The sequence below is a fragment of the Cytobacillus solani genome (assembly GCF_001420595.1).
GTDB lineage: Bacteria > Bacillota > Bacilli > Bacillales > Cytobacillaceae > Cytobacillus > Cytobacillus solani.
Window position 1 is genome coordinate 3,270,762 of the sequence record NZ_LJIX01000006.1, and the last position, 20,900, is coordinate 3,291,661.

At 38.2% G+C, this 20,900-nt stretch carries 26 protein-coding genes; 4 read left to right on the forward strand and 22 right to left on the reverse strand.

Annotated elements, in window-relative coordinates; all coding sequences use genetic code 11:
* Window positions 1-92: 92 nt before the first annotated feature.
* Both scpB and AN957_RS18225 read right to left on the reverse strand, forming a co-directional pair.
* The gene (scpB, locus tag AN957_RS18220) at window positions 93-680 is read right to left on the reverse strand and encodes an SMC-Scp complex subunit ScpB (protein WP_053477580.1); all 588 of its coding nucleotides are present in this window, start codon (window positions 678-680) and stop codon (window positions 93-95) included.
* Window positions 676-1,437, reverse strand: a complete 762-nt coding sequence (locus AN957_RS18225) for a segregation/condensation protein A (protein WP_053476863.1) — start codon at window positions 1,435-1,437, stop codon at window positions 676-678. Before AN957_RS18225 ends, scpB begins: the two co-directional genes overlap by 5 nt.
* Before the next feature lie 351 nt (window positions 1,438-1,788).
* Here AN957_RS18225 and AN957_RS27020 point away from each other — a divergent pair, with 351 nt between their 5' ends.
* Both AN957_RS27020 and AN957_RS18230 read left to right on the forward strand, forming a co-directional pair.
* Window positions 1,789-1,884 (forward strand): YjcZ family sporulation protein, encoded by a 96-nt coding sequence (locus tag AN957_RS27020; RefSeq protein ID WP_075209178.1) that lies wholly within the window; start codon window positions 1,789-1,791, stop codon window positions 1,882-1,884.
* A gap of 123 nt (window positions 1,885-2,007) precedes the next feature.
* On the forward strand, window positions 2,008-2,556 hold the full coding sequence (locus AN957_RS18230) for a DUF309 domain-containing protein (RefSeq protein ID WP_056685460.1): 549 nt from the start codon (window positions 2,008-2,010) through the stop codon (window positions 2,554-2,556).
* Here AN957_RS18230 and AN957_RS18235 read toward each other — a convergent pair whose 3' ends face one another.
* The 20 genes from AN957_RS18235 to AN957_RS18325 form a co-directional block, all read right to left on the reverse strand.
* Window positions 2,557-2,928, reverse strand: coding sequence for a GNAT family N-acetyltransferase (locus AN957_RS18235; RefSeq protein WP_053476865.1), 372 nt, complete (start codon window positions 2,926-2,928; stop codon window positions 2,557-2,559).
* Between the two features lie 464 nt (window positions 2,929-3,392).
* Window positions 3,393-4,712, reverse strand: a complete 1,320-nt coding sequence (gene lysA, locus AN957_RS18240; protein ID WP_056685463.1) for a diaminopimelate decarboxylase — start codon at window positions 4,710-4,712, stop codon at window positions 3,393-3,395.
* Window positions 4,713-4,861: 149 nt separating this feature from the next.
* A complete protein-coding gene (locus AN957_RS18245; protein WP_379999331.1) occupies window positions 4,862-6,331 on the reverse strand; it encodes a spore germination protein in 1,470 nt (489 codons plus the stop codon).
* A 13-nt stretch (window positions 6,332-6,344) separates the two neighbouring features.
* Entirely contained in the window at window positions 6,345-6,923 is a 579-nt protein-coding gene (gene spoVAEA, locus AN957_RS18250; protein WP_053476868.1) for a stage V sporulation protein SpoVABEA, read from the reverse strand.
* A 58-nt stretch (window positions 6,924-6,981) separates the two neighbouring features.
* Entirely contained in the window at window positions 6,982-7,380 is a 399-nt protein-coding gene (locus AN957_RS18255; RefSeq protein ID WP_053476869.1) for a stage V sporulation protein AB, read from the reverse strand.
* A gap of 13 nt (window positions 7,381-7,393) precedes the next feature.
* The gene (locus tag AN957_RS18260) at window positions 7,394-8,014 is read right to left on the reverse strand and encodes a stage V sporulation protein AA (protein WP_053476870.1); all 621 of its coding nucleotides are present in this window, start codon (window positions 8,012-8,014) and stop codon (window positions 7,394-7,396) included.
* 205 nt (window positions 8,015-8,219) lie between these two features.
* Complete coding sequence (gene sigF, locus AN957_RS18265; protein WP_053476871.1) at window positions 8,220-8,978, reverse strand: RNA polymerase sporulation sigma factor SigF; 759 nt, start codon at window positions 8,976-8,978, stop codon at window positions 8,220-8,222.
* Window positions 8,979-8,990: 12 nt separating this feature from the next.
* A complete protein-coding gene (gene spoIIAB, locus AN957_RS18270) occupies window positions 8,991-9,431 on the reverse strand; it encodes an anti-sigma F factor (protein WP_053476872.1) in 441 nt (146 codons plus the stop codon).
* A 3-nt stretch (window positions 9,432-9,434) separates the two neighbouring features.
* Window positions 9,435-9,785, reverse strand: coding sequence for an anti-sigma F factor antagonist (gene spoIIAA / locus AN957_RS18275; protein WP_053476873.1), 351 nt, complete (start codon window positions 9,783-9,785; stop codon window positions 9,435-9,437).
* A gap of 225 nt (window positions 9,786-10,010) precedes the next feature.
* Window positions 10,011-11,180, reverse strand: coding sequence for a D-alanyl-D-alanine carboxypeptidase family protein (locus AN957_RS18280; RefSeq protein ID WP_053477581.1), 1,170 nt, complete (start codon window positions 11,178-11,180; stop codon window positions 10,011-10,013).
* Between the two features lie 139 nt (window positions 11,181-11,319).
* A complete protein-coding gene (locus AN957_RS18285; protein ID WP_053476874.1) occupies window positions 11,320-12,624 on the reverse strand; it encodes a pyrimidine-nucleoside phosphorylase in 1,305 nt (434 codons plus the stop codon).
* Between the two features lie 30 nt (window positions 12,625-12,654).
* A complete protein-coding gene (locus tag AN957_RS18290; protein WP_053476875.1) occupies window positions 12,655-13,479 on the reverse strand; it encodes a purine-nucleoside phosphorylase in 825 nt (274 codons plus the stop codon).
* A 13-nt stretch (window positions 13,480-13,492) separates the two neighbouring features.
* A complete protein-coding gene (deoB, locus tag AN957_RS18295; protein WP_056685465.1) occupies window positions 13,493-14,677 on the reverse strand; it encodes a phosphopentomutase in 1,185 nt (394 codons plus the stop codon).
* Window positions 14,678-14,811: 134 nt separating this feature from the next.
* A complete protein-coding gene (locus AN957_RS27825; protein ID WP_156319135.1) occupies window positions 14,812-14,949 on the reverse strand; it encodes a hypothetical protein in 138 nt (45 codons plus the stop codon).
* Window positions 14,950-15,070: 121 nt separating this feature from the next.
* Complete coding sequence (gene xerD, locus AN957_RS18300) at window positions 15,071-15,964, reverse strand: site-specific tyrosine recombinase XerD (RefSeq protein WP_053476877.1); 894 nt, start codon at window positions 15,962-15,964, stop codon at window positions 15,071-15,073.
* An 8-nt stretch (window positions 15,965-15,972) separates the two neighbouring features.
* Window positions 15,973-16,203: a YqzK family protein gene (locus tag AN957_RS18305; RefSeq protein ID WP_053477582.1), complete on the reverse strand. Its 231-nt coding sequence runs from the start codon at window positions 16,201-16,203 to the stop codon at window positions 15,973-15,975.
* A 129-nt stretch (window positions 16,204-16,332) separates the two neighbouring features.
* Window positions 16,333-16,809 (reverse strand): ferric iron uptake transcriptional regulator, encoded by a 477-nt coding sequence (fur, locus tag AN957_RS18310; protein WP_053476878.1) that lies wholly within the window; start codon window positions 16,807-16,809, stop codon window positions 16,333-16,335.
* A gap of 212 nt (window positions 16,810-17,021) precedes the next feature.
* Complete coding sequence (gene spoIIM / locus AN957_RS18315) at window positions 17,022-17,660, reverse strand: stage II sporulation protein M (protein WP_053476879.1); 639 nt, start codon at window positions 17,658-17,660, stop codon at window positions 17,022-17,024.
* A 103-nt stretch (window positions 17,661-17,763) separates the two neighbouring features.
* The gene (locus AN957_RS18320; protein ID WP_053476880.1) at window positions 17,764-18,927 is read right to left on the reverse strand and encodes an endonuclease Q family protein; all 1,164 of its coding nucleotides are present in this window, start codon (window positions 18,925-18,927) and stop codon (window positions 17,764-17,766) included.
* Window positions 18,928-19,479 carry an NUDIX hydrolase gene (locus tag AN957_RS18325; protein ID WP_056685468.1) on the reverse strand — a complete coding sequence of 184 codons (552 nt, stop codon included), beginning with the start codon at window positions 19,477-19,479 and terminating at the stop codon, window positions 18,928-18,930.
* Window positions 19,480-19,556: 77 nt separating this feature from the next.
* On the opposite strand from AN957_RS18325, the gene mciZ reads away from it, so the two are divergent.
* On the forward strand, window positions 19,557-19,706 hold the full coding sequence (gene mciZ, locus AN957_RS27025; RefSeq protein WP_075209179.1) for a Z-ring formation inhibitor MciZ: 150 nt from the start codon (window positions 19,557-19,559) through the stop codon (window positions 19,704-19,706).
* 186 nt (window positions 19,707-19,892) lie between these two features.
* Window positions 19,893-20,807 carry an aldo/keto reductase gene (locus tag AN957_RS18330; protein WP_056685471.1) on the forward strand — a complete coding sequence of 305 codons (915 nt, stop codon included), beginning with the start codon at window positions 19,893-19,895 and terminating at the stop codon, window positions 20,805-20,807.
* The last annotated feature ends 93 nt before the right edge of the window (window positions 20,808-20,900 follow it).

The following is a 20,900-nucleotide window of genomic DNA, read 5'->3' on the forward strand; positions in this document are numbered from 1 at the left end:
ACAAAAACGATATAGAAAATGCTCCATTTTGAAAATGAAGCATTATTTTACAAGTATATATTATCACAAAAAAATTAAATTGTATGAAAAATTCAAGAGTCCATTGTTTCTTGAAACCTGCCAAAAAACAAATCTGCATCATCCTGCTGGTAATCATCTTCTATCTTTTCAGGAAGCGGCGGCAGCTCTTCAATCTTTTTTAATCCAAAATAATCAAGAAATTCTTTCGTAGTGCCATATAGGTATGCTCTTCCCGAGCCATCTGCTCGACCCACTTCTTTAATGAGTGCCTTAGCCATGAGTGTATGTATTGGCCGCTCCGTTTTCACTCCTCTTATTTCCTCAATCTCTGCTCTTGTAATGGGCTGTTTATAAGCAATAATTGCTAGTGTTTCTAACGCTGCTTGCGATAATGTCGAAGCCTGCGGCGTAACGACAAGCCTTTTTAGATAGGCTGAATTCTCCTTTTTTGTAGCGAGCTGGAAAGTGCCTGCTAGCTCTATAACTGTGATGCCTCGCATGGCATCATTACGATAATCTTCCATTAATTCATGAATAATCTCTTCTGCTTGCAGCTCCTCGACTTCGAGAACAAGAGCCATCTGCTTTAAAGTTAGTCCTTCATCTCCTGCAGCAAATAATAGACTTTCAACAATGCCCTTCCAATTTATAATATTAATACTCTTCTCCCCCTTCCATTGCACTTACATAAATCTCCGAAAAATTGCCTTCCTGCTCAATAAAGATGTCATGGCGTTTTATTAGCTCTAACACTGCTAAAAAAGTAACCACAATATTTTCACGGTCAAGAACGGGAAAGAGGTCATAAAAGCTTTTACGCACCTTGAATTGCCTTAAATCATCAAGGATTTCAGCCATTCTCGTTTCTATTGGGATTTCTTGACGTGCTATTTTTGTTGAAAGCGGTTTTTGCAGCTTTTGTCTTCTTAATAGTTTTTGAAATGCTCCAAGCATGTCATACAAGGAGACGTTTAATTCCGTTTTTTCCGGTTGAATGTCTTTTGCATAATCGCTTAAATCACTTGGAGGCTTTGTAAACATTAAGCCTCGCTCTTTTTCCATTTCTTTAAAATCAACTGCAGCCTCTTTATATTTTCTGTATTCAACTAATCTTTCAACAAGCTCTTCCATCGTGTCTTCTTCATGTCCTAAGCCTAACTCATCATCAAGCAAATCTTCCTCGTGCTTTGGGAGAAGCATTTTGCTCTTAATCGCAAGCAACGTGGCCGCCATAACAAGATATTCACTTGCCACATCAAGCTGCAGCACTTGCATCGTATGGATATACAATAAATATTGCTCAGTAATTTCCGCTACTGGAATATCGTATATATCAATCTCAAGCCGATTTATTAAATGAAGAAGCAAATCAAGCGGTCCTTCAAACGCATCAATCTTTACATTATAATGTTCCATTACTACTCACCAAAATTTCCTTATTAAGTTCCTCATTAAAGACTACTATAGTATAAATTATAAAAGTGAGCTATCCAATAGAAAAATATTAGAAATGCGAAAACGCCTTGGTCATCGCCGTACAAACTGGAAGGGTCACGACTGAGATAAAGGAAACACGGTGAGTGTAAGCGAACCGATGCTGACTTATCGTAGGGAGGGGACCTGAAGTTTGATAGGCGATAGGCGCTGTAGCCAGACAACTATCTGATTCAAAGCATATGAAATTATTCCTTCATTCGCCCATACAATTTGGTATTTGCCTACATAAAATGATCTTGAAACAAAAAAAGGAAACAGGAGGTATGATGTATGTCTAAAGGAAACAACTGGTGCGGTGGAACAGGGTTTGCTTTACTTGTCGTTTTGTTCATCCTGCTGATTATTGTAGGAGCTGCTTGGTGCTAAGCTAATTATGTATTTATGACCCGGTTTTTTCCGGGTTTTTTTGTTTGATTTAAAACTGTTGTTTGATTTTTAGGACGAGTGTTCTATGATATGATTAACATATATTAATAGGGAGGTGAAGTGGTGTATCCAAAAGCATATATCGAATTTTTGATACATTTTCATGGGGATAGAGATTATTTCGAATGTCATGAAGTCCTTGAAGAATACTGGAAAGAGATTGACCCAAACAATAAACAGTCTATTTGGGTAGGTCTGATCCTCCTAGCGGTTTCAAATTATCATCACCGGCGTGAAAATTACCTTGGTGCTAAAAAGACCATTGCCAAATCAATTGCCATCCTAAAAAACGAAAAAAATAAGCTTCTCCCTTTAGGAATCGATGCTGATAAATTAATGTACGACCTCCTATTAAGACAAAAGGCTATTGCCTTAGGAAAACCCTATGATAGCTATACAATTCCAATCATTGATCCGATGTTAATTGCGAGCTGCCAAGCTGGCTGCATCGATCGCGGTTTCATATGGGGATCAGTTAGTGATATGAATAATATAGAAGTGGTTCATCGCCATTCCACTAGAGACCGAAGCAGTGTCATCGAGGAACGATTAGAAGCATTAAAAAGGAACACAAGATTCATACAACAACACATAAAAAAAGGCAATGAATAATTATTCGCTGCCTTTTTCTGTATGAATCGTAATATCACACTTGCTCAAGAATGATTCGGTATTTTCATTTGCTATGATCTTTTTGTCTGGGAATAGTTCGTTTAATGCCTTGACCATTGACTTCCCAATCCCTTGCTGTCTATGAGAAGGATTGACAGAGATATGCTGGATCTTGGCTGAATCTTCATTCATAAGAACACCCACTAATCCAATTATATCTTCCCCTGCTTTCCATAGAAATAATTGCAGGTTCTCCTCACTTTCGTATTGTTTCATCGTTTGCTGGAGCTTCTTGAGATCTTTTTCATTTGGCATAAAAGATAACAAACCCATAGCAATCTTTTCGAATGTTTTTTTATATCGAATTAACATTTTTATCCCTCATTAGATTTTAGCATTCCATCTTATTTTCCCCAAAAATTTAGTATTTCAAACTGTAATAATAATATATGTATACAGCACTAGTTTGTACACTAATAACTGATCTTTTAACTGTTTACTTATTCTAAAAATTATTACTGGGCTCTACTTAGATGGAACGATAAAAAACCAATAATAAAGTCCCCATGCTAAACTCATCGCTATTAATAGAATAAAAAGAATCCAATTGCTTTTTTTCATAAAACCTCCTGTTACAAACTCATTATGTCTTCACATATCCAAGGATTAGTTCTATTCTACACGAATCCTTACTATTTTTCCATGCTACTCGATTAATTAATACGATTAAATACAAAAAAGCCTGCAGGAAGCACGTCCAGTTAATGACCCAAATAACATGCACTCCTATCCTACAAGCTTTTTCACTGCATTCTCTAACTAATAAAATGCTACGATTAATTATTAATCTTTTCTTTGATTGATAAATCCATCCGAATGAGATCTTCATACGTTTCTCTTCTTACAACTAGCTTTGCTTCCCCATTTTCAACAAAGACGACAGGCGGTCTTGGAATTCGATTATAATTATTTGCCATCGCATATCCATAAGCCCCTGTGCAAAAAACTGCTAGCAAATCATTATGATCCGACTTTGGAAGTGGAATATCCCATATGAGCATATCACCGGATTCACAGCATTTTCCAGCAACAGAGACAGTTTCCTCTGCTTTCTCTAATGCTTTATTAGCTAAGATGGCTTCATACCTTGCTTGATAAAGAGCGGGTCTAATATTATCGCTCATTCCACCATCCACAGCGATATATTTGCGTATGCTAGGAACATCCTTACTAGAGCCTATCTTGTATAATGTGCTACCGGCATCCCCAACAAGAGAACGACCTGGTTCAATCCATATTTCGGGCATGTTCATTGCAAAATGATCAGCCTGTCTTTGTACTTCTTCGATAATCTCTTCCACATATTGACCTGCCGGCAGAGGCTGATCCTCATTCGTATAGCGAATACCAAAACCGCCACCTAAGTTCAATACCTTTGATTCAAAAGCATATGACTCTTTCCATTCATTTAGTTTCTCAAATATTTTCTGTGCCGCTACAAGAAACCCAGCAGTTTCAAATATTTGTGAACCGATATGACAATGCAAGCCCAGCAGTTCAATTTTGGAAAATTGTAAAGCAGCCTTCATTGCTTTCTCTGCTTGTCCATTTTGAAGATCAAAGCCAAACTTAGAATCTGCCTGCCCAGTTGTAATATATTCATGTGTATGTGCTTCAACCCCAGGTGTAACCCGTAATAGAATCTTCGCGTTCGTTTCCATCTCTTCACAAATGGATTGAAGGAGCTCCAACTCATAGAAATTATCGACTACTATACAGCCAACACCGTGTTTAAGAGCCATTTCCAACTCTTCTTTGCTTTTGTTGTTCCCATGAAAATGAATTCTATCAGTTGGGAATTCAGCTGCTAACGCTGTATATAATTCTCCGCCAGAAACAACATCAAGTGAAAGCCCTTCTTCGTCAGCAAGCTGAACCATCGCAATCGTAGAAAAGGCTTTGCTCGCGTATGCTACTTGAGCAGTTACCCCTAATTTATCAAATGTTTGCTTAAATCCTCTCGCTCTTTCTCTAATTAAAGAAACATCGTAAACGTATAAAGGTGTACCAAATTGTTCGGCTAGCTCTATAGTGTCCAATCCGCCTATCTCCAAATGTCCCTTGTTATTAACCTTCGATGTACCGTTTAAATGCATAGATCTACCTCTTCCCTCTTGGCTTATATTAATTAGAAAATAGACAGTATCTTTATAAGAAACTGTCTATTTTCTGCTTGCTGTCGTATTTTGTTTATTAATTTTAAGAAATTTTAACACAATTCAGTGAAATTCGCAATGAGTAGACATCATTTTGAGGAACTGTTTTTTGGCGGCTGCTTATAACGGTTTGTCGTATGAACAATACTCGGTCGTATACTCGAACCAGGTACTGATGCACGAACTAAAATTCGCCATAATGCTTTTGGATGAAACGGAATAAATGGCCATAAATACGGTGTATTCAACGGTTTCATATTCGCAAGGAATAGGATAAACAGCGTAATCCCAACGACAAATCCCGGTGTATGGAATATTGCGACCAGAACTAAAAATAAAAGCCGGAATAGCTTGTTTGCGATACTTAATTCATAGCTTGGTGTCGTATAAGTCCCAATTGCAGCAAGTGACACATATAAAATGACCTCCGGAACAAATAAACCAACATCAATAGCAATTTGTCCAATTAAGACAGCCGCAATTAAGCCCATAGCTGTTGATAATGGAGTTGGTGTATGAATGGCAGCAATCCGCAGCAATTCAATCCCTATTTCAGCAAGAAATAATTGAAGAATCACAGGTATATTTGTTTCTTCGTTCGGTCCAATAAATGCAATACTTTCGGGTAATAGTGACGGCTCTAATACAAATAAAAACCAAAGCGGCAGCAAAAACAAAGAAGAAGCTACTCCAAGAAAACGAATCCAGCGGATAAACGTACCTACTGCAGGGGATTGTCGATACTCTTCCGCATGCTGCAAATGATGAAAGTATGTTGTAGGTGAAATCATCACACTTGGTGAGGTATCCACAAATATTAGAACATGCCCTTCGAGCAAATGGGTTGCAGCAACGTCCGCTCGCTCTGTATAACGTACTAGCGGAAAAGGATTAAATCCTTGTTTTAATAGAAATTCCTCGATTGTTTTATCAGCCATTGTAATTCCATCAATGTCTATGGCTGCAATTTCCTTTCGAATGATATTAATTAAATCGGGATTGGCAACATCTTTAATGTATCCTATTGCCACATCCGTTTTTGATCTTTCACCAACTCTCATAATTTCAAAGCGAAGTCTTTCATCTCGAATTCTTCTTCTTGTCAGTGCAGTATTAATGATAATATTTTCTACATACCCATCCCTTGATCCCCGCACCACTTTTTCCGTATCCGGCTCCATCGGTGTTCTGCCCGGATAACTGCGGACATCAATAACTAATCCATGGGTAACCCCTTCCATTACAACAACAATTAGGCCTGATAAGACTTGGTCCACAAGCTCATCCATTGTTTTTATTTGGGCAACTGATTGGTGAACTAACCTGTTTTCAACTATTTTACTTAGATTCGTTGATAATTTCTCGTTATCATTGATTGCAACAAGCTCTTCAACAATTTCGATAATAAATTGTGTATCGGTTAACCCATTTACAAAATAAATATGCACGTCTTTTCTGAGAACTTTTAGTTTCCTTACACCTAAATCGAAACTATCTCCCAGCCCAATTCTATTTTTCATATACTTTTCAATTTCATCTACTGAATCAGGAATGGGCATTTTATTTTTTATCTTATTGTCTGCCACGATAACCACTCCTTTCCAATACGAGTTCTACGGCTTTTTTCGTAATTGGTGAGCCATTTTCATAATGGTCTTTTTTCGCCATTTTTCCTATATCGCCAATTCCTACTTTAATCGGGACATCTATTTCATCGAGACAATATACCGTGTCACCATAAAGTCTTCCTTTATCCATTTCTTGTAGACCATATTTATCGACTCCATAAGGGGTTATTTCACCATCTCGGTCGATGCAAACATCTACTTTAGCCCATTCGGCTTGTCTTGTTTTTGCGGCGACTGCAATAATCCCGAGTACATCAATATCTTTATGGCTTGCTACATACTTTAACGCACGTTCTCCTGCACCTTCACCGACAAAACCACTATCATCAAACATAACAAATACTGGGTCATGCGATGCTTTTTTGATAAGCTTAACAATTAGGGCTCCGTCTAATGTGGTAGGATTTCCGTGGGATAGGGAGATACATCTCCCCCCGATTTCATTGGCTATGTGTTCGATTGATTTTCTAGCATAGTCATCTCCATCTGTAATTAAAACTACGTGCCTTCGATGGTCCTCCATATTTTATTATCCTTTCGTCATAGGTTGATACAGCTATCTTAAATCAGCTATTTCCCTGCTACTTATCGACAAAATAGATCCACTGAAAGAAAGATCCTACAATCTTCCCAAATACAATAGCCATTAATAAAAAAATAATTTGTCCATCAATCCCTATTCGCTTTGCAAGAATCGGAAGGACATTTAGTACTTCTGTCAGAGCTGCAGCAATCATACCTACAAATATCCCTGCTGCCAAACCAATCGGGACTAATAGGTAGGAAGTAAGGTGAAAGAGTGGATCCCATAACGTACTCATTCCACCAATAACAGCTCCAATTACAACAGCCCACTCATAGAACCGGATCATTTTCATTGTTTTTGTCAGCTGCATAAGTCTTGGGATCACACCTAATACTGACAAAAACGCTACAAACCCTGAGCCTACTGCTAATCCTCCCGCAAGACCGACAAACATAACTAAGACAACATTACCGCTCGTCAATATTTTTCATACTTTCTTTGTTTTCCTTCATTGCCACATAATTGTCTAGATCCAGCTGATAATTAAACATTTCTACTTCTAGCGGGCTCGGCTCTTCATTAAGACGCTTCTTAAAAAGATGATTAAAGAAAAGAATCATTCCTAGGCCTAAACCGATGGAATATGGAATCTGAAAGATTAAAGGTTTGTCATCAATTTCTCCCGTAATGATTGTGTAAATTCGCTGCTGAACAGCCTGCATGCTAACATCTTCATGAAAGTTCATAATGGTAAGGGCAGCACCAATAAACAATAAAAGCCATACTAAAATAAAAAGTGGCAGGGATACCCTCTTTTTTTTCGGAACCACTTCAACGATAACTTGAGATGGGCCCTGTGTTTGAATTTCTAAGTTCGGCAGTATTTCTGTAATTAAACGGATCACCATCATGACATCGATAATAATTATATTGCGGTCTTGTTCAGAAACTTCATAAATCTTCATTTTACTTAACTGCTCATATAGCATTTCATCGACAATTAATTGCGCAATATCCTTTAGCAAAATCTCTTCACGTGCTCGAACTTGTATGCGGTGTCGCAATCGAATATAAACCGTTCGTTCCATTTCGTTCACTTCCCACACAGTTATTTCCTTGTATCACTAGTATGAGTTACATATATTTACTTCATGACGACCAATAATTGGGTATCGAATAAATAATGAGGTTCCGCGTAATTATTAGAGCAATTGCAAAAATAATAGATAATTTGCAAATATAATACCGGATTCCGCAAAATTGTTAGCTAAATCGAAAAAAAGACCGTATGGATTATAAATCCATACGGTCTTTCATTTGCTGGAGGATCTTTTTTTCTAGCCTAGATACTTGAACTTGTGAGATGCCAAGTCTTGCGGCCACTTCAGATTGCGTTTGATCTTTATAATAGCGCAAATAGACGATTAAACGTTCCCTGTCTTCTAGTTCATTAATCGCTTCTTTTAAAGCAATCTTGTCAAACCATTTTCCTTCATTTCCATCATCTATTTGATCCAGCAATGTGATTGGGTCCCCATCATTTTCGTAAACCGTTTCATGAATGGATGATGGGGTTCGGCTAGCTTCTTGAGCAAGGATGATGTCTTCAGGCGGGATATCTAGGAATTCAGAAAGCTCTGATACAGTCGGAATTCTGCCAAGCGATTTTGACAATTCATCCTTTGCTTTCCGAATTTTATTTCCCATTTCTTTTAATGAGCGGCTTACCTTGACTGTTCCATCATCACGGATAAAACGTTGAATCTCTCCAATGATCATTGGAACGGCATACGTTGAAAATTTCACATCAAATGTTAGGTCAAATTTATCGACTGACTTCAATAATCCAATACAACCGATTTGAAAGAGATCATCCGGCTCATATCCGCGGTTTAAAAACCGCTGAACAACCGACCAGACGAGACGCATATTCTTTTGGACAATTAAATCTCTAGACTCCTGATCTCCCGCCTGGCTTTTTTGGATTAACTCCTTGACTTCATGATCCTTCAAAAAAGTTTGGCTCTTTTCTGTTTTAACCTCCACATCCATAGCAAGACTCCCTTAATTGCATAGCATTTTACTATTTGATAAATGCTTTCTTAATCGGATCTCTGTGCCTTTCCCCGGTTGCGATTGAATTTCGATTTCATCCATGAAATTTTCCATAATCGTAAAGCCCATGCCTGATCTCTCAAGTTCTGGCTTTGTTGTAAACAGCGGCTGACGCGCTTCATCCACGTTCATTATTCCCAATCCCTCATCACGGATGGACATATCGATGAAACCATCCTCAATTTTCACAGTTATATACACAAGCCCGTCTGGATCTTGTTCATAGCCGTGAATGATTGAATTGGTAACTGCCTCAGATACAACTGTTTTAATTTCAGTTAACTCATCCATTGTCGGATCAAGCTGACTAATAAATGCTGCGACTGTTACACGCGCAAACGATTCATTTTGGCTTAATGCACTGAATTTAATTTGCATTTCATTTTTCATTGATCATGCAACCCCCAGTCTTTGCAAAGCAAATTCTTCTGTCGGTTCTAAACGGATAATTTTAAATAAACCCGACATATCAAATAATCTTTGGACTGCTGGAGAAATTGCACAAACAACCATTTCGCCATGTTGCTGTTTAATTTGTTTATATCTGCCTAGAATGACGCCTAAACCTGAGCTATCCATAAAGGAAAGCTGTTCAAGATTTAAGATAATATGATGAATATCATATTCTTCAATTGCGTTAGACGCCTGTCTCCGAAGCTCATCAGCAGAATGATGATCTAATTCCCCGCTTAAACGAATACATAGGACATCTTTTTTCACTTCTAAATTAATGGTAAGACTCACTATCATAGCCTCCTTATCTAGGATCCCGATTGTCTATGTAAAAGCCTTGACAGGATCGGTTGACCGTATCATTTACATGACATACATTGGCCTTTATAGTGAGTCAAATTCGATATTTACTTACGCATTTCCTTCCGAAAGACAAAACTAGTGACATTTCGCTAAAACTAGAATGTATAATCAACATTTCGACAAAATAGAAAAGCGGAAGCGCCTTGCATCTCCCTATTGTCCCGCTTTCGTAAACATGCCCATTGAACGTTTATACAAGGTCCACCAGCTAGCTTCCTTGCTATCTTCCTTTGCTACTAATGGTGTTTCAACGATTGTTTTTCCATCCTGTTTCAGTTTTAAGGTTCCTACTTTATCCCCTTTATTTACAGGTGCTTTCACATTTTTATTTAATTCAACAGCTTGTTTTATATTTTCAATGCCCTCGCCTTTCTTTGTTAAAAGGGAAATAGGCTCACTTGTCATTGCTTCAACCCTTTTCTTCTCACCTTTACTAATAGCTACTTTTCCAAGTGCCACATTTCGCTTATACAGCGGGTGCGTCTCATATTGGCTGAATGCATAATCAAGCATCTTTGTTACTTGGGCATTTCTCTCCTTTGAGGTCGGAGCTCCAAATACGACTGCAATTACGCGCATACCATCCTTTTCAGCCGTTGCTGTTAAACAGTATTTTGCTTCATTTGTGAATCCCGTTTTCAACCCATCAACACCCGGATAAAATTTGACGAGGCGATTTGTATTTACTAGCCAGAATTTTTTATCTGTATTTTCACGAAGATAAGATTCATAAGTACCAGTAAATTTCGTTATTCCTTCATATTTGAGAAGCTCCTTAGCCATCATTGACATATCATGAGCAGTACTATAATCTCCATGGCCAGGCAAACCCGTTGCTGTTTTAAATTCTGTATTTTTTAGCCCGAGTTCCTTTGCTTTTTTATTCATAAGCTTTACAAACTCTTCTTCAGAACCAGCAAGCCTCTCTGCCATCGCAACAGAAGCATCATTGCCAGATCCAATGGCAATTCCCGCTAGCATTTGCTCTGTCGTCATTTCCTCTCCCGGCTCAAGAAAAATTTGTGATCCTCCCATTGAGGCAGCATATTCACTCGTGCGAATTTTTTCATCCATCGACAGCCTGCCTTCATCTAATGCCTCCATAATTAATAGCATTGTCATTACTTTCGTCATGCTTGCGGGAGGGAGTTGGTCATTGCTATTCTTTTCGTATAAAATTGCACCTGTATCTCGTTCGATTAAGATGGCGGATTTTACATTTTTAGCTAAATCTAGTCCATCGTTTTCTTTTGCCAATGCTGCAGGTACAAAGAGTGTTGACAATAGGAAAGAGATAACTATTAAAGAGACAATTCGTTTCATCACATAAACCTCCATTCTTTATAGCCTCCATCATTTCCATTTGTAACAAATTTATACAATTTTCTATTCGTAAAAATTTTATATTTTGAATGACAAAAATAAAAAATGTCAGAGGTAAATTTCCCCTGACACTTTTTACTTATTCGGTAATTTCTCCATGTATTAACGTTGGTGCAGCTACTTTTTCCTTTGATAAGGTAATATTTGCATAAAGTTTTGCTTTTACTTCATCAATTTCTTTAAAATTGCTGTAAATCGTCACAAGCGACTCTCCCTTTTGCACTTGATCACCGATTTTTTTTCGAAGCATAAGACCAACTGCAAGGTCAATAACTGATTCTTTCGTAGCTCTTCCAGCGCCGAGTAGCATGGCTGCTGTGCCAATTTCATCTGCCACTATTTCGGAAACATAGCCATCTTCCTTCGCTTCTAGTTCAAATGTGAATTTTGCTTGTGGAAGCTTTGCTGGATCATCAACGACTGACGCGTCGCCGCCTTGTGAGCTTAGGAATGTTTTAAATGTTTCTAAAGCTGTACCGTCTTTCATGGCTTCTTCAAGCATTTCACGTGCTTCCTTTAAGCTGTCTGCTTTTTTAGCAAGAAGAACCATATGGCTTCCTAATGTTAAGCAAAGCTCTGTTAGATCTTCCGGTCCTTCTCCTTTAAGCGTATCAATCGCCTCTTTTACTTCAAGCGCATTTCCAATCGCAAATCCAAGCGGCTGACTCATATCAGAAATAACGGCCATTGTATTTCTTCCGACATTATTACCGATACTAACCATTGCTTTAGCGAGCTCTTTTGAATCATCAAGAGTTTTCATAAATGCACCAGCACCTGTTTTCACATCAAGCACAATCGCATCTGCTCCTGCGGCAATTTTCTTGCTCATAATCGAGCTTGCAATTAATGGAATGCTATCAACGGTTGCTGTGACATCACGAAGAGCATAGAGCTTTTTGTCTGCAGGGGTTAAATTTCCGCTTTGCCCAATAACGGCAATTTTATTTGTGTTCACAAGATTGATAAATTCTTCATTTTCGATTTCTACATGGAAGCCTTCAACAGATTCAAGCTTGTCAATCGTTCCTCCAGTATGCCCTAGCCCTCTTCCAGACATTTTTGCGACTGGAACACCAACGGCTGCCACTAAAGGTCCTAATACAAGTGTTGTTGTATCTCCAACCCCGCCAGTCGAATGCTTATCCACTTTGATACCTTCTATTTTGGATAAATCGATTTTATCGCCAGATTCAACCATTGCCATTGTTAAATCTGCTCTTTCTTGTTCCGTCATCCCTTGAAAGAAAATCGCCATCATTAAGGCACTTACCTGATAATCAGGAATCGAGCCGTCTGTATATCCTTTAATAATAAATTGGATTTCCTCTGTCGATAATTCTTTTCCATCTCTTTTATTCTCAATAATATCTACCATTCTCATATTAAATCACCGCTCGCTTTCTTCTATTTCCTACTTTGTACCAAGCTTTTGCACTAACGCTTTTACATAGCTAAGAAAATCAGCTTTCACTTTTTCAGTTGTTTCAATTACTTCTTCATGATTTAACGGCTGATCTAAAATTCCAGCGGCCATATTTGAAATACAGGAAATTCCTAATACTTTCATGCCTGCATGTCTCGCGACAATTACTTCAGGCACTGTAGACATGCCAACTGCATCTCCACCTAACTTGCGAAGCATGCGTATTTCAGCAGGTGTTTCGTATGTTGGACCCGTATTGCCGACATAGACACCTTCTTGAATGTTTAAGCCTAATTCCGCTGCTATTCCTTTTGCCAATCGTCGCAGTTCTAAGGAGTAGGCTTCAGACATATCAGGGAAACGAACACCGAGACGAGAATCATTCGAACCAATTAGCGGATTGCTTCCCATATTATTAATATGATCACTAATAAGCATTAAATCGCCAGGTGAAAAGCTTTCGTTCACTCCGCCGGCTGCATTTGTTACAATTAACTGTTCGATTCCAAGCTCTTTCATTACACGGACAGGGAATGTTACCTTTTCAAATGAGTATCCTTCGTAATAATGAAAACGCCCTTGCATCGCTACGACATGAATGCCATTAAGCAAGCCAAATACAAGCTGGCCTGCATGGCCTTCAACAGTAGAAACAGGAAAATCTGGAATTTCATTATATGGAATTTTCACAGGGTTTTCGATTTCATCTGCTAAAACGCCAAGGCCTGACCCAAGGATTAGACCGATTTGTGGTGTCTGCTCATACTTTCCTTTTAAGAAGCTTGCTGCTGTTTCAATTTTTTCGAATGACATATTTCATTTCCTCCTATTTCAATTCCTGTAAAAAACTCTTTCCATAAGCAGGCATTTTAACATGGAAGTTTTCTGCAATCGTTGCGCCAATGTCTGCGAATGTTTCACGAATCGTGAGCTCTTTGCCATTTTCATTATTTTTTGCATAAACAAGAAGTGGTACATATTCTCTTGTATGGTCTGTTCCTTGGTGAATCGGATCATTTCCATGGTCAGCCGTAATCATCAGCAAATCCCCAGCTTGCATCTTTTCAAATACTTCCGGCAGACGGGCGTCATACTCTTCAAGCGCTTTTCCATATCCTTCAGGATCTCTTCGGTGTCCGTAAAGGGCATCAAAATCTACTAAATTCAAGAAGCTCATACCTGTAAAGTCCATATCAAATGATTGCAATAATTTATCCATTCCATCCATGTTTGAAACAGTACGAAGGGACTTTGTTACACCTTCGCCATCAAAAATATCAGAAATTTTCCCTATAGCAATAACGTCAAAACCTGCATCCTTCATTTCTGACATGACTGTCCGATCAAAAGGCTTTAAGGCATAATCATGACGATTAGATGTTCGCTGAAAGTGTCCTGGTTCACCTATAAATGGTCTAGCAATTACCCGGCCAACCATATATTTCTCATCCAATGTAAGTTCTCTAGCGATTTGACAAATTTTATATTGCTCTTCTAATGGAATAATTTCTTCATGTGCAGCAATTTGCAGAACCGAATCAGCTGATGTATAGACTATAAGTGCACCAGTCTTCATATGTTCTTCCCCAAGTTCAACGAGAATTTCCGTTCCGCTTGCAGGTTTATTGCCGATCACTTTTCTGCCAGTGCGTGATTCTAGTTCAGCAATTAATTCTTGCGGGAAGCCTTCAGGAAATACTTGAAAAGGGGTTTGAATATTAAGCCCCATAATCTCCCAATGACCTGTCATCGTATCTTTTCCATTCGATGCTTCCTTCATTTTCGTAAAGAATGCGAGTGGCTTCTCTGCTTTTTCAATACCTTTTATTTCACGAATATTGCTGAGACCAAGCTTACCCATATTCGGCATCTTTAGGCCATTCATTTTTTCTGCAATATGGCCAAGCGTATCGGCCCCTTTGTCCCCGAACTTTTCAGCATCCGGTGCTTCACCGATTCCAACTGAATCCATTACAACGACGAAAATTCTTTTATATGCATATGAAGTCATTAGAACTCCTCCTTTTTAAGTGAATGCGGTTACATTAGTAAATATAAATTAGGTTACCCTTTATACATACGTTTATCACATTTTTTCCATTCTATATGTCGGAAGTCTGACATCTATATTTTACCTAATATTTATCATAAATGAAAGAAAAAGCTGCCATATTTTATGGCAACTTTGAAAAGTGCAAGCGCCTTCGGAACAATCAAAGTGCCGATTGTTCCTGCGAAGATTGCTCTTAGGAGCTTTCCTTTGTGCTCACCCCCGACAAGCACAAGACGAGCCTCCCGGAAAGGTGCTCTTTACCTTTCTGGGAGGATTGACTTGTGACCTCGAAGGGGTAGGCGCTGGAGCTAGACATCATTATATTTTTTCCGAAGGTACTTCCGCATCACCTTAGGCTCGCGGATGATATTGACTATATACATCTTTTAATCTAGTTTTTGTTACATGAGTGTAAATTTGTGTTGTTGATATATCCGCATGCCCAAGCATTTCTTGTACGGCACGTAAATCCGCCCCATTCTCAAGAAGATGGGTTGCAAAGGAATGCCTGAGCGTATGCGGAGTTAAATCCTTTTCAATACCTGCTTCAGCAGCAAGACGTTTAAGTATTTTCCAGAAGCCTTGTCTGGATAGCCCACGGCCATGATGATTTAAAAATAAGGATTCATCTCTTTGTTTCTTTGAAACAAAGTGGCTTCTTCCGTCATGCAGATACCGGTCAAGTGCTTCTGTAGCTGTCTTTCCAATTGGAATGATTCGCTCCTTATTGCCCTTTCCAATACAGCGAACAAACCCCATAGTTAAATGGACATCTCCAATCTTCAAACCGATTAACTCACTAACCCTGATTCCTGTTGCATATAGTAATTCAAGCATTGCTTTATCACGAAGTCCATAATGATCATGGGCTTTCGGTGAATCTAACAATGTTTCCACCTCTTGCATATTCAATACCTTTGGCAGTGAACGTTCATGCTGAGGAGATTCAATATGTACGGAAGGGTCTTGGTCTACTGCTTTCTCCCTCAAGAGAAATTGATGAAACGCTCTAATTGAAGCAATATGCCTTGCCAAAGTTTTAGATGATTTCCCCTGTTCTTTCAAGCTCTTTAGAAAATGAATGATTTGAACACGCTGGACATCATTCATTGCCGCTATCACTTCAACCTTTTTTAAATACTTTATATAGCTTTTCAGATCTCTCTCATAAGAAACGATTGTATTTTTCGCCAGCCCTTTTTCTACTATTAAATAATGTATGAAATCTTTCAGATTGTCCTCCATGGATGGCCCTACTCTCCATTTAAATAGAAAAGAATTAACCGATCAAACCAGTTTGATGAATTTTCAGCATTTCCGCTAGAGGATACTTTTACAGCAGTGCCCTCTGGTTCATCATAGCGGTGATAATCTTGATATTCTTCATTTAACCACATAATACCATAATAAAAAAGGATTGTGCATCCTGTGAAAAGCACGAACACTTTGAACGTTTGAAAAACAATTTTTAGCCAGGATTTCATCATATTTGTCCCCCACCATATCATTAATAGTAAAAGATATGCCATTTTGGACAAGAATTATACCTGATCCCGCTTATGTTTAGTTTTAAAAATAAAAAACCTTTTCCACTAACAGAAAAGGTTTTTGGGCTATTGTTGTTCAACTTTTTCAGTTTCTTCACTATTGGCTTTATCATGACAACGATAGCAAATGCCATGGAATGTCAAACGATGGTCTTTTATTTTAAAATTCCATCTTCGTTCAACAACTTCTTCAACATCCTCTAATAAATCTTCCTGGATCTCATCTACTGCTCCACATTCAATACATACTAAATGATGATGGAAATGTGCTGCTCCTTCTTGACGAAGATCATAGCGAGAAACCCCATCACCAAAATTAATTTTATCAACAATTTTCAGTTCTGTTAATAATTCAAGTGTTCTATATACAGTTGCCAAGCCTATCTCAGGCGATTTTTCTTTTACAAGGAGGTAGACATCTTCCGCACTTAAATGGTCCTCTTCATTCTCCAGCAAAACGCGAACGGTTGCTTCACGCTGAGGCGTTAATTTATAGCTTGACGAATGCAACTGTTTCTTTATTCTATCAATTCTACTTTCCATCTGAAGTTCCTCCCTCGCCACTAACATTCTCATTATAACAGATTATGGGATAGATTCAAAATAAAATTATTACAAATAAGAGTTGATAATTTATATTATATAATAATTATTATCAAAAGAGAAGAGTAATTATTCGTTATTTAATGAGAAAAGGCGAATAAACCAAACTGGTTTATTCGCCCATTATATATAAGATGAAGTATGTTCTCAAGCTAGAATGAATTGATTACTGATTTCATTAATATTGGTGAGAGCAGTGCCTCAATTCCGGCTGCAGCACATAAAAATAGCACTGCAACAACAAAAGCAAACATATACTTTCCTAACATCGGCATGATCGGCTGACCAACCTTTTTCATAAATTGTCTCCTAATCATTTTTAATGAAAATGCGACTGAGATCGTTGAGGCGACAATGAAGACAGGAATGATAATTAAATTTTGCGGCAAAACTGTAACAAATGAAAGCAAAAAGCCATCCCAGCCCATTTGGTTTACTAAAAATCCAACCGTAAATCCAACAACCATCCCCTTCATAAATAAGAGAATTAGGATGACAGGCAGACCAATGATAGATATTCCTAAAATCCACATTAACCCGATAAATTTCGTATTATGGAAGAAGCTTTGCTTGAATAAGTCATTTGCAGCCGCTACATTTCCGTCCGATACTTGTCCAAAAAATTGTGAGAGGTAAAAAAATAAGTCCTCTTTTTGTGTAAAGCTCAAACTATTCACAATAATTGCTCCGAAAATAACACCCATTAAAAATAATACAACTACAAATAAATAAATTGAGGAATGCTCACGGAAATGATTTGCGACGACGTTCTGGTATATTTTTTTTCTCATTGCGATCCTCCTGCTATATTTCTGTTATTAAATTGTATGCTTGTCCTTGCTTTGTATGACACAAAAAAAGATCTAGTTCTTTTAGGAACTAGACCCTTTTTTATTAATCTGCGATTTTCCCGTATTTCCCTCCGCCGCCAGCAGATAAACTTAGTTTTCCTTCACGTGCTTTGATGATCATTTCCGCTGTTTTTGCTGGAATAATCTGTTCCAATTTTTCTATAGCAACTTCATGTAAGATCGCCATTTCCGTTCCAAAATGATCAAGAAGCTTCTCTAGCATTTTCGGTCCGAGCCCTGGAATAAATTCAAGTGGTACTTGATGGATGTATGGCGGTCGATGAACAGGGGATATGCTTGCTGTTTTTAGTTCAGTAATTCGATCTGCGACTCCTTTAATAAACTTGGAACTGCCGCAATTACTGCATTCTCCCTTTTCAGGATCAAACGGGGCAAAACACTGGGAGCACACGGTCTGATGATACTTTCCAAGGAGTGGATCAAGGCCATAATTAGCTTTTACTTTTCTTCCATCGATTTTTTTCAATGCCTTTTCAAGTTCATTAAAGGTTGGTGCTGCCATCTGAAGAACATGGTATTCTCTAGCAATCTTCTTTAAAGAATGAGCATCAGAATTCGTTACAAATGAATAGTCATGCAGTTCTTTTATTTGATCTGCCATCACAGTATCAGCACTTAGACCGAGCTCAATTCCGTCTATCAGCCTCTTATCAAACACTTCTGTTAATGATTTTTGAACACCTTTTCCGAACAGGCTTTTAAACGGGGTAAAAACATGGGCAGGAATAAATAATCCGCCAAGCTCTTTTACTTTTAATTGGAGCTCCCTGCCTGAAACATAAATTCTTTGTGAGCTAAGTGTGATGTTTTTCAAATGATTCGATAGCCACATCGAAAATTCCCGCATGATGGAAAGAGTAGGAAAATACGCAAGAACATGAATCGGACCGTGACAATTCTCATCATATATTTCCAGCTCTGACCCAGGAATAATCGTTAAGTCCCCATACTGTAAGCCGCCATCAGGATGCTCCGTCACATCACCTGTTTCCATAAGCTCCGCGATTTCCAAAATCACCTCTGGTGAATGGCAATCAATAATCCCAATGATGTTCAATCCTTTTTCATTTCTTGCATGTTCAATAATATTCGTAAAGGTTAAGGATTTAGCCCCTGTTATTTTCACTGGTTTTCCAGATCGTGTTCTTCCGATATGAATATGCAGATCAGAATAATAATTCTCCATTTACTTCTTCAACGCCTTTTGTAATTGCAGAAATTGAACAGCATATGCTGTTTTTGCATCATATATTCTTTGTTCTTTCAAGTATGCTTGCGCTTCTTCTAAAGTGATCTCCATCAAATTGACAAATTCATCCTCATCAAGGGATGCAGCATTTTCCTTTTTCTCCAGCCCTTCAGCTATGTATAGATGGACAATTTCATCTGCAAAACCTGGTGATGTATAAAAAGAGATCAGCCACTCCATTTTCTTGCAGGCATAACCAGTTTCTTCCTCTAATTCCCTTTTAGCACAGGTTTCTGGGGCTTCTCCATGCTCAAGCTTTCCTGCAGGTATCTCGATGATTGTCTTTTCCAGCGCTTTACGGTACTGCTCGACCATGACTATTTTATCATCATCTGTTAACGCCAAAATCGCTACCGCACCTGGGTGCTTAATGATTTCCCGTTTTGAAACGTTTCCATTCGGCAATTCTACATCTTCCACTTGAAGGCTAATCATCTTACCAGTGAAAACTTTCTCTGTATGTAACGTCTTTTCTTCTAGGTGACTCATATTTGCGGCCCACTCCTGTTCTATTCCGATTATGTTCTCTCATACATATTATCATACTTTAATTGGGGGAGCAGACCGTGAAAATATACGTGCATGAGAAAGGGATTACACTCGTCGGAAAAGCATGGGAAATTCGAGCGAAATTAAAAGAATACAGCAAGGATTATTATTTGTTAAAGGATTGGGTTTATTCTTGTACAAAAAACAACAGAAATAAAGAAGATTAATTCCCTTATTTCCTTTAATAAATCATTATTTTTGCAATAATTTCTTTTTATTTGCATTTTCTACAATATTTTTGTGAAAAAATGATTATATTTGCGAAATTCGATCTTTATTTGCATATTCACTTTCATTGCGATTAGCTTTAATTATTTTATACAATAGAAAGAAAAGAAAATTGAGGATATCAAATGAAAAAAAGAAAAGTTGGGAAATCAGATTTATATGTGAGTGAGCTTGGGCTTGGGTGCATGTCCCTTAGTACTGAACCGAAAAAGGCACAGGAAATCATCGAAACTGCACTAGAAGAAGGCATTAATTATTTTGATACTGCTGACCTTTACGATTTCGGTCAAAACGAGCAAATCGTCGGGCAATCATTAAAGCATGTAAGAGACAAAGTCATTATTGCTACGAAAGTCGGAAACCGGTGGGGAGAGGAAATGGATGGCTGGCACTGGGACCCTTCCAAACGATATATTAAAGAAGCAGTTAAGAATAGCTTAACAAGGCTCGGTACAGATTACATTGATTTATACCAGCTCCATGGAGGAACAATGGAGGATCCAATTGATGAAACCATTGAAGCTTTCGAAGAGCTGAAAGCAGAAGGTTTTATCCGTTATTATGGCATTTCCTCGATTCGTCCGAATGTCATACGTGAATACGCGAAAAAATCAAGTATTGTCTCTGTCATGATGCAATACAGTATGTTAGACCGCCGTCCTGATGAGCAGGCAATACCGCTACTACAGGAAAATAACATTAATATTGTTACTAGAGGACCGCTGGCAAAGGGGTTATTAAGTAATAAGATGCTTGAGAAAGCCTCAGAACAAGGCTTTCTCGATTATAGCAACCAAGAATTAAACTCGATTTTACCTTTACTGAGAGAAAAGTTTGCCGATTCCCGGACAACGACGGAGATTGCCCTCCAGTTTAATTTGGCCCAGCCTGTGGTTTCCTCAGTAGTGGCAGGGGCAAGCAAGGTAGAACAGATTAGAGAAAATGCAAAGGCGGTACGGGCCAATCCACTTTCAGAAAATGAAATTTCACTTATTCAATCGATTACTAAAGCGAACAAATATGAACAGCATCGATTATAAAGTCAAACTTCAATCAATGAGGTTTTCTTTCATCCCACTGATTGTTAGTTGAACTAATCGGGCCTTTACGGTCTGTTGATGCCCACTTAGAAT

What these genes read in the sequence shown, in the direction of transcription:
- deoB (WP_056685465.1), bottom strand. Translation starts at nt 14,677, where the DNA reads ATGACTTCATATGCATATAAAAGAATTTTCGTCGTTGTAATGGATTCA.
- lysA (WP_056685463.1), bottom strand. Translation starts at nt 4,712, where the DNA reads ATGCATTTAAACGGTACATCGAAGGTTAATAACAAGGGACATTTGGAG.
- fur (WP_053476878.1), bottom strand. Translation starts at nt 16,809, where the DNA reads ATGGAAAGTAGAATTGATAGAATAAAGAAACAGTTGCATTCGTCAAGC.
- xerD (WP_053476877.1), bottom strand. Translation starts at nt 15,964, where the DNA reads ATGGAGGACAATCTGAAAGATTTCATACATTATTTAATAGTAGAAAAA.
- AN957_RS18285 (WP_053476874.1), bottom strand. Translation starts at nt 12,624, where the DNA reads ATGAGAATGGTAGATATTATTGAGAATAAAAGAGATGGAAAAGAATTA.
- AN957_RS18320 (WP_053476880.1), bottom strand. Translation starts at nt 18,927, where the DNA reads ATGGAGAATTATTATTCTGATCTGCATATTCATATCGGAAGAACACGA.
- AN957_RS18280 (WP_053477581.1), bottom strand. Translation starts at nt 11,180, where the DNA reads ATGAAACGAATTGTCTCTTTAATAGTTATCTCTTTCCTATTGTCAACA.
- spoVAEA (WP_053476868.1), bottom strand. Translation starts at nt 6,923, where the DNA reads ATGGAGGACCATCGAAGGCACGTAGTTTTAATTACAGATGGAGATGAC.
- AN957_RS18305 (WP_053477582.1), bottom strand. Translation starts at nt 16,203, where the DNA reads ATGAAATCCTGGCTAAAAATTGTTTTTCAAACGTTCAAAGTGTTCGTG.
- spoIIM (WP_053476879.1), bottom strand. Translation starts at nt 17,660, where the DNA reads ATGAGAAAAAAAATATACCAGAACGTCGTCGCAAATCATTTCCGTGAG.
- AN957_RS18225 (WP_053476863.1), bottom strand. Translation starts at nt 1,437, where the DNA reads ATGGAACATTATAATGTAAAGATTGATGCGTTTGAAGGACCGCTTGAT.
- AN957_RS18255 (WP_053476869.1), bottom strand. Translation starts at nt 7,380, where the DNA reads ATGTTTGTCGGTCTTGCGGGAGGATTAGCAGTAGGCTCAGGGTTTGTA.
- sigF (WP_053476871.1), bottom strand. Translation starts at nt 8,978, where the DNA reads ATGGATGTGGAGGTTAAAACAGAAAAGAGCCAAACTTTTTTGAAGGAT.
- spoIIAB (WP_053476872.1), bottom strand. Translation starts at nt 9,431, where the DNA reads ATGAAAAATGAAATGCAAATTAAATTCAGTGCATTAAGCCAAAATGAA.
- AN957_RS18290 (WP_053476875.1), bottom strand. Translation starts at nt 13,479, where the DNA reads ATGTCATTCGAAAAAATTGAAACAGCAGCAAGCTTCTTAAAAGGAAAG.
- AN957_RS18325 (WP_056685468.1), bottom strand. Translation starts at nt 19,479, where the DNA reads ATGAGTCACCTAGAAGAAAAGACGTTACATACAGAGAAAGTTTTCACT.
- AN957_RS27020 (WP_075209178.1), top strand. Translation starts at nt 1,789, where the DNA reads ATGTCTAAAGGAAACAACTGGTGCGGTGGAACAGGGTTTGCTTTACTT.
- AN957_RS18260 (WP_053476870.1), bottom strand. Translation starts at nt 8,014, where the DNA reads ATGGAACGAACGGTTTATATTCGATTGCGACACCGCATACAAGTTCGA.
- AN957_RS18235 (WP_053476865.1), bottom strand. Translation starts at nt 2,928, where the DNA reads ATGTTAATTCGATATAAAAAAACATTCGAAAAGATTGCTATGGGTTTG.
- AN957_RS18245 (WP_379999331.1), bottom strand. Translation starts at nt 6,331, where the DNA reads ATGCCCATTCCTGATTCAGTAGATGAAATTGAAAAGTATATGAAAAAT.
- AN957_RS18330 (WP_056685471.1), top strand. Translation starts at nt 19,893, where the DNA reads ATGAAAAAAAGAAAAGTTGGGAAATCAGATTTATATGTGAGTGAGCTT.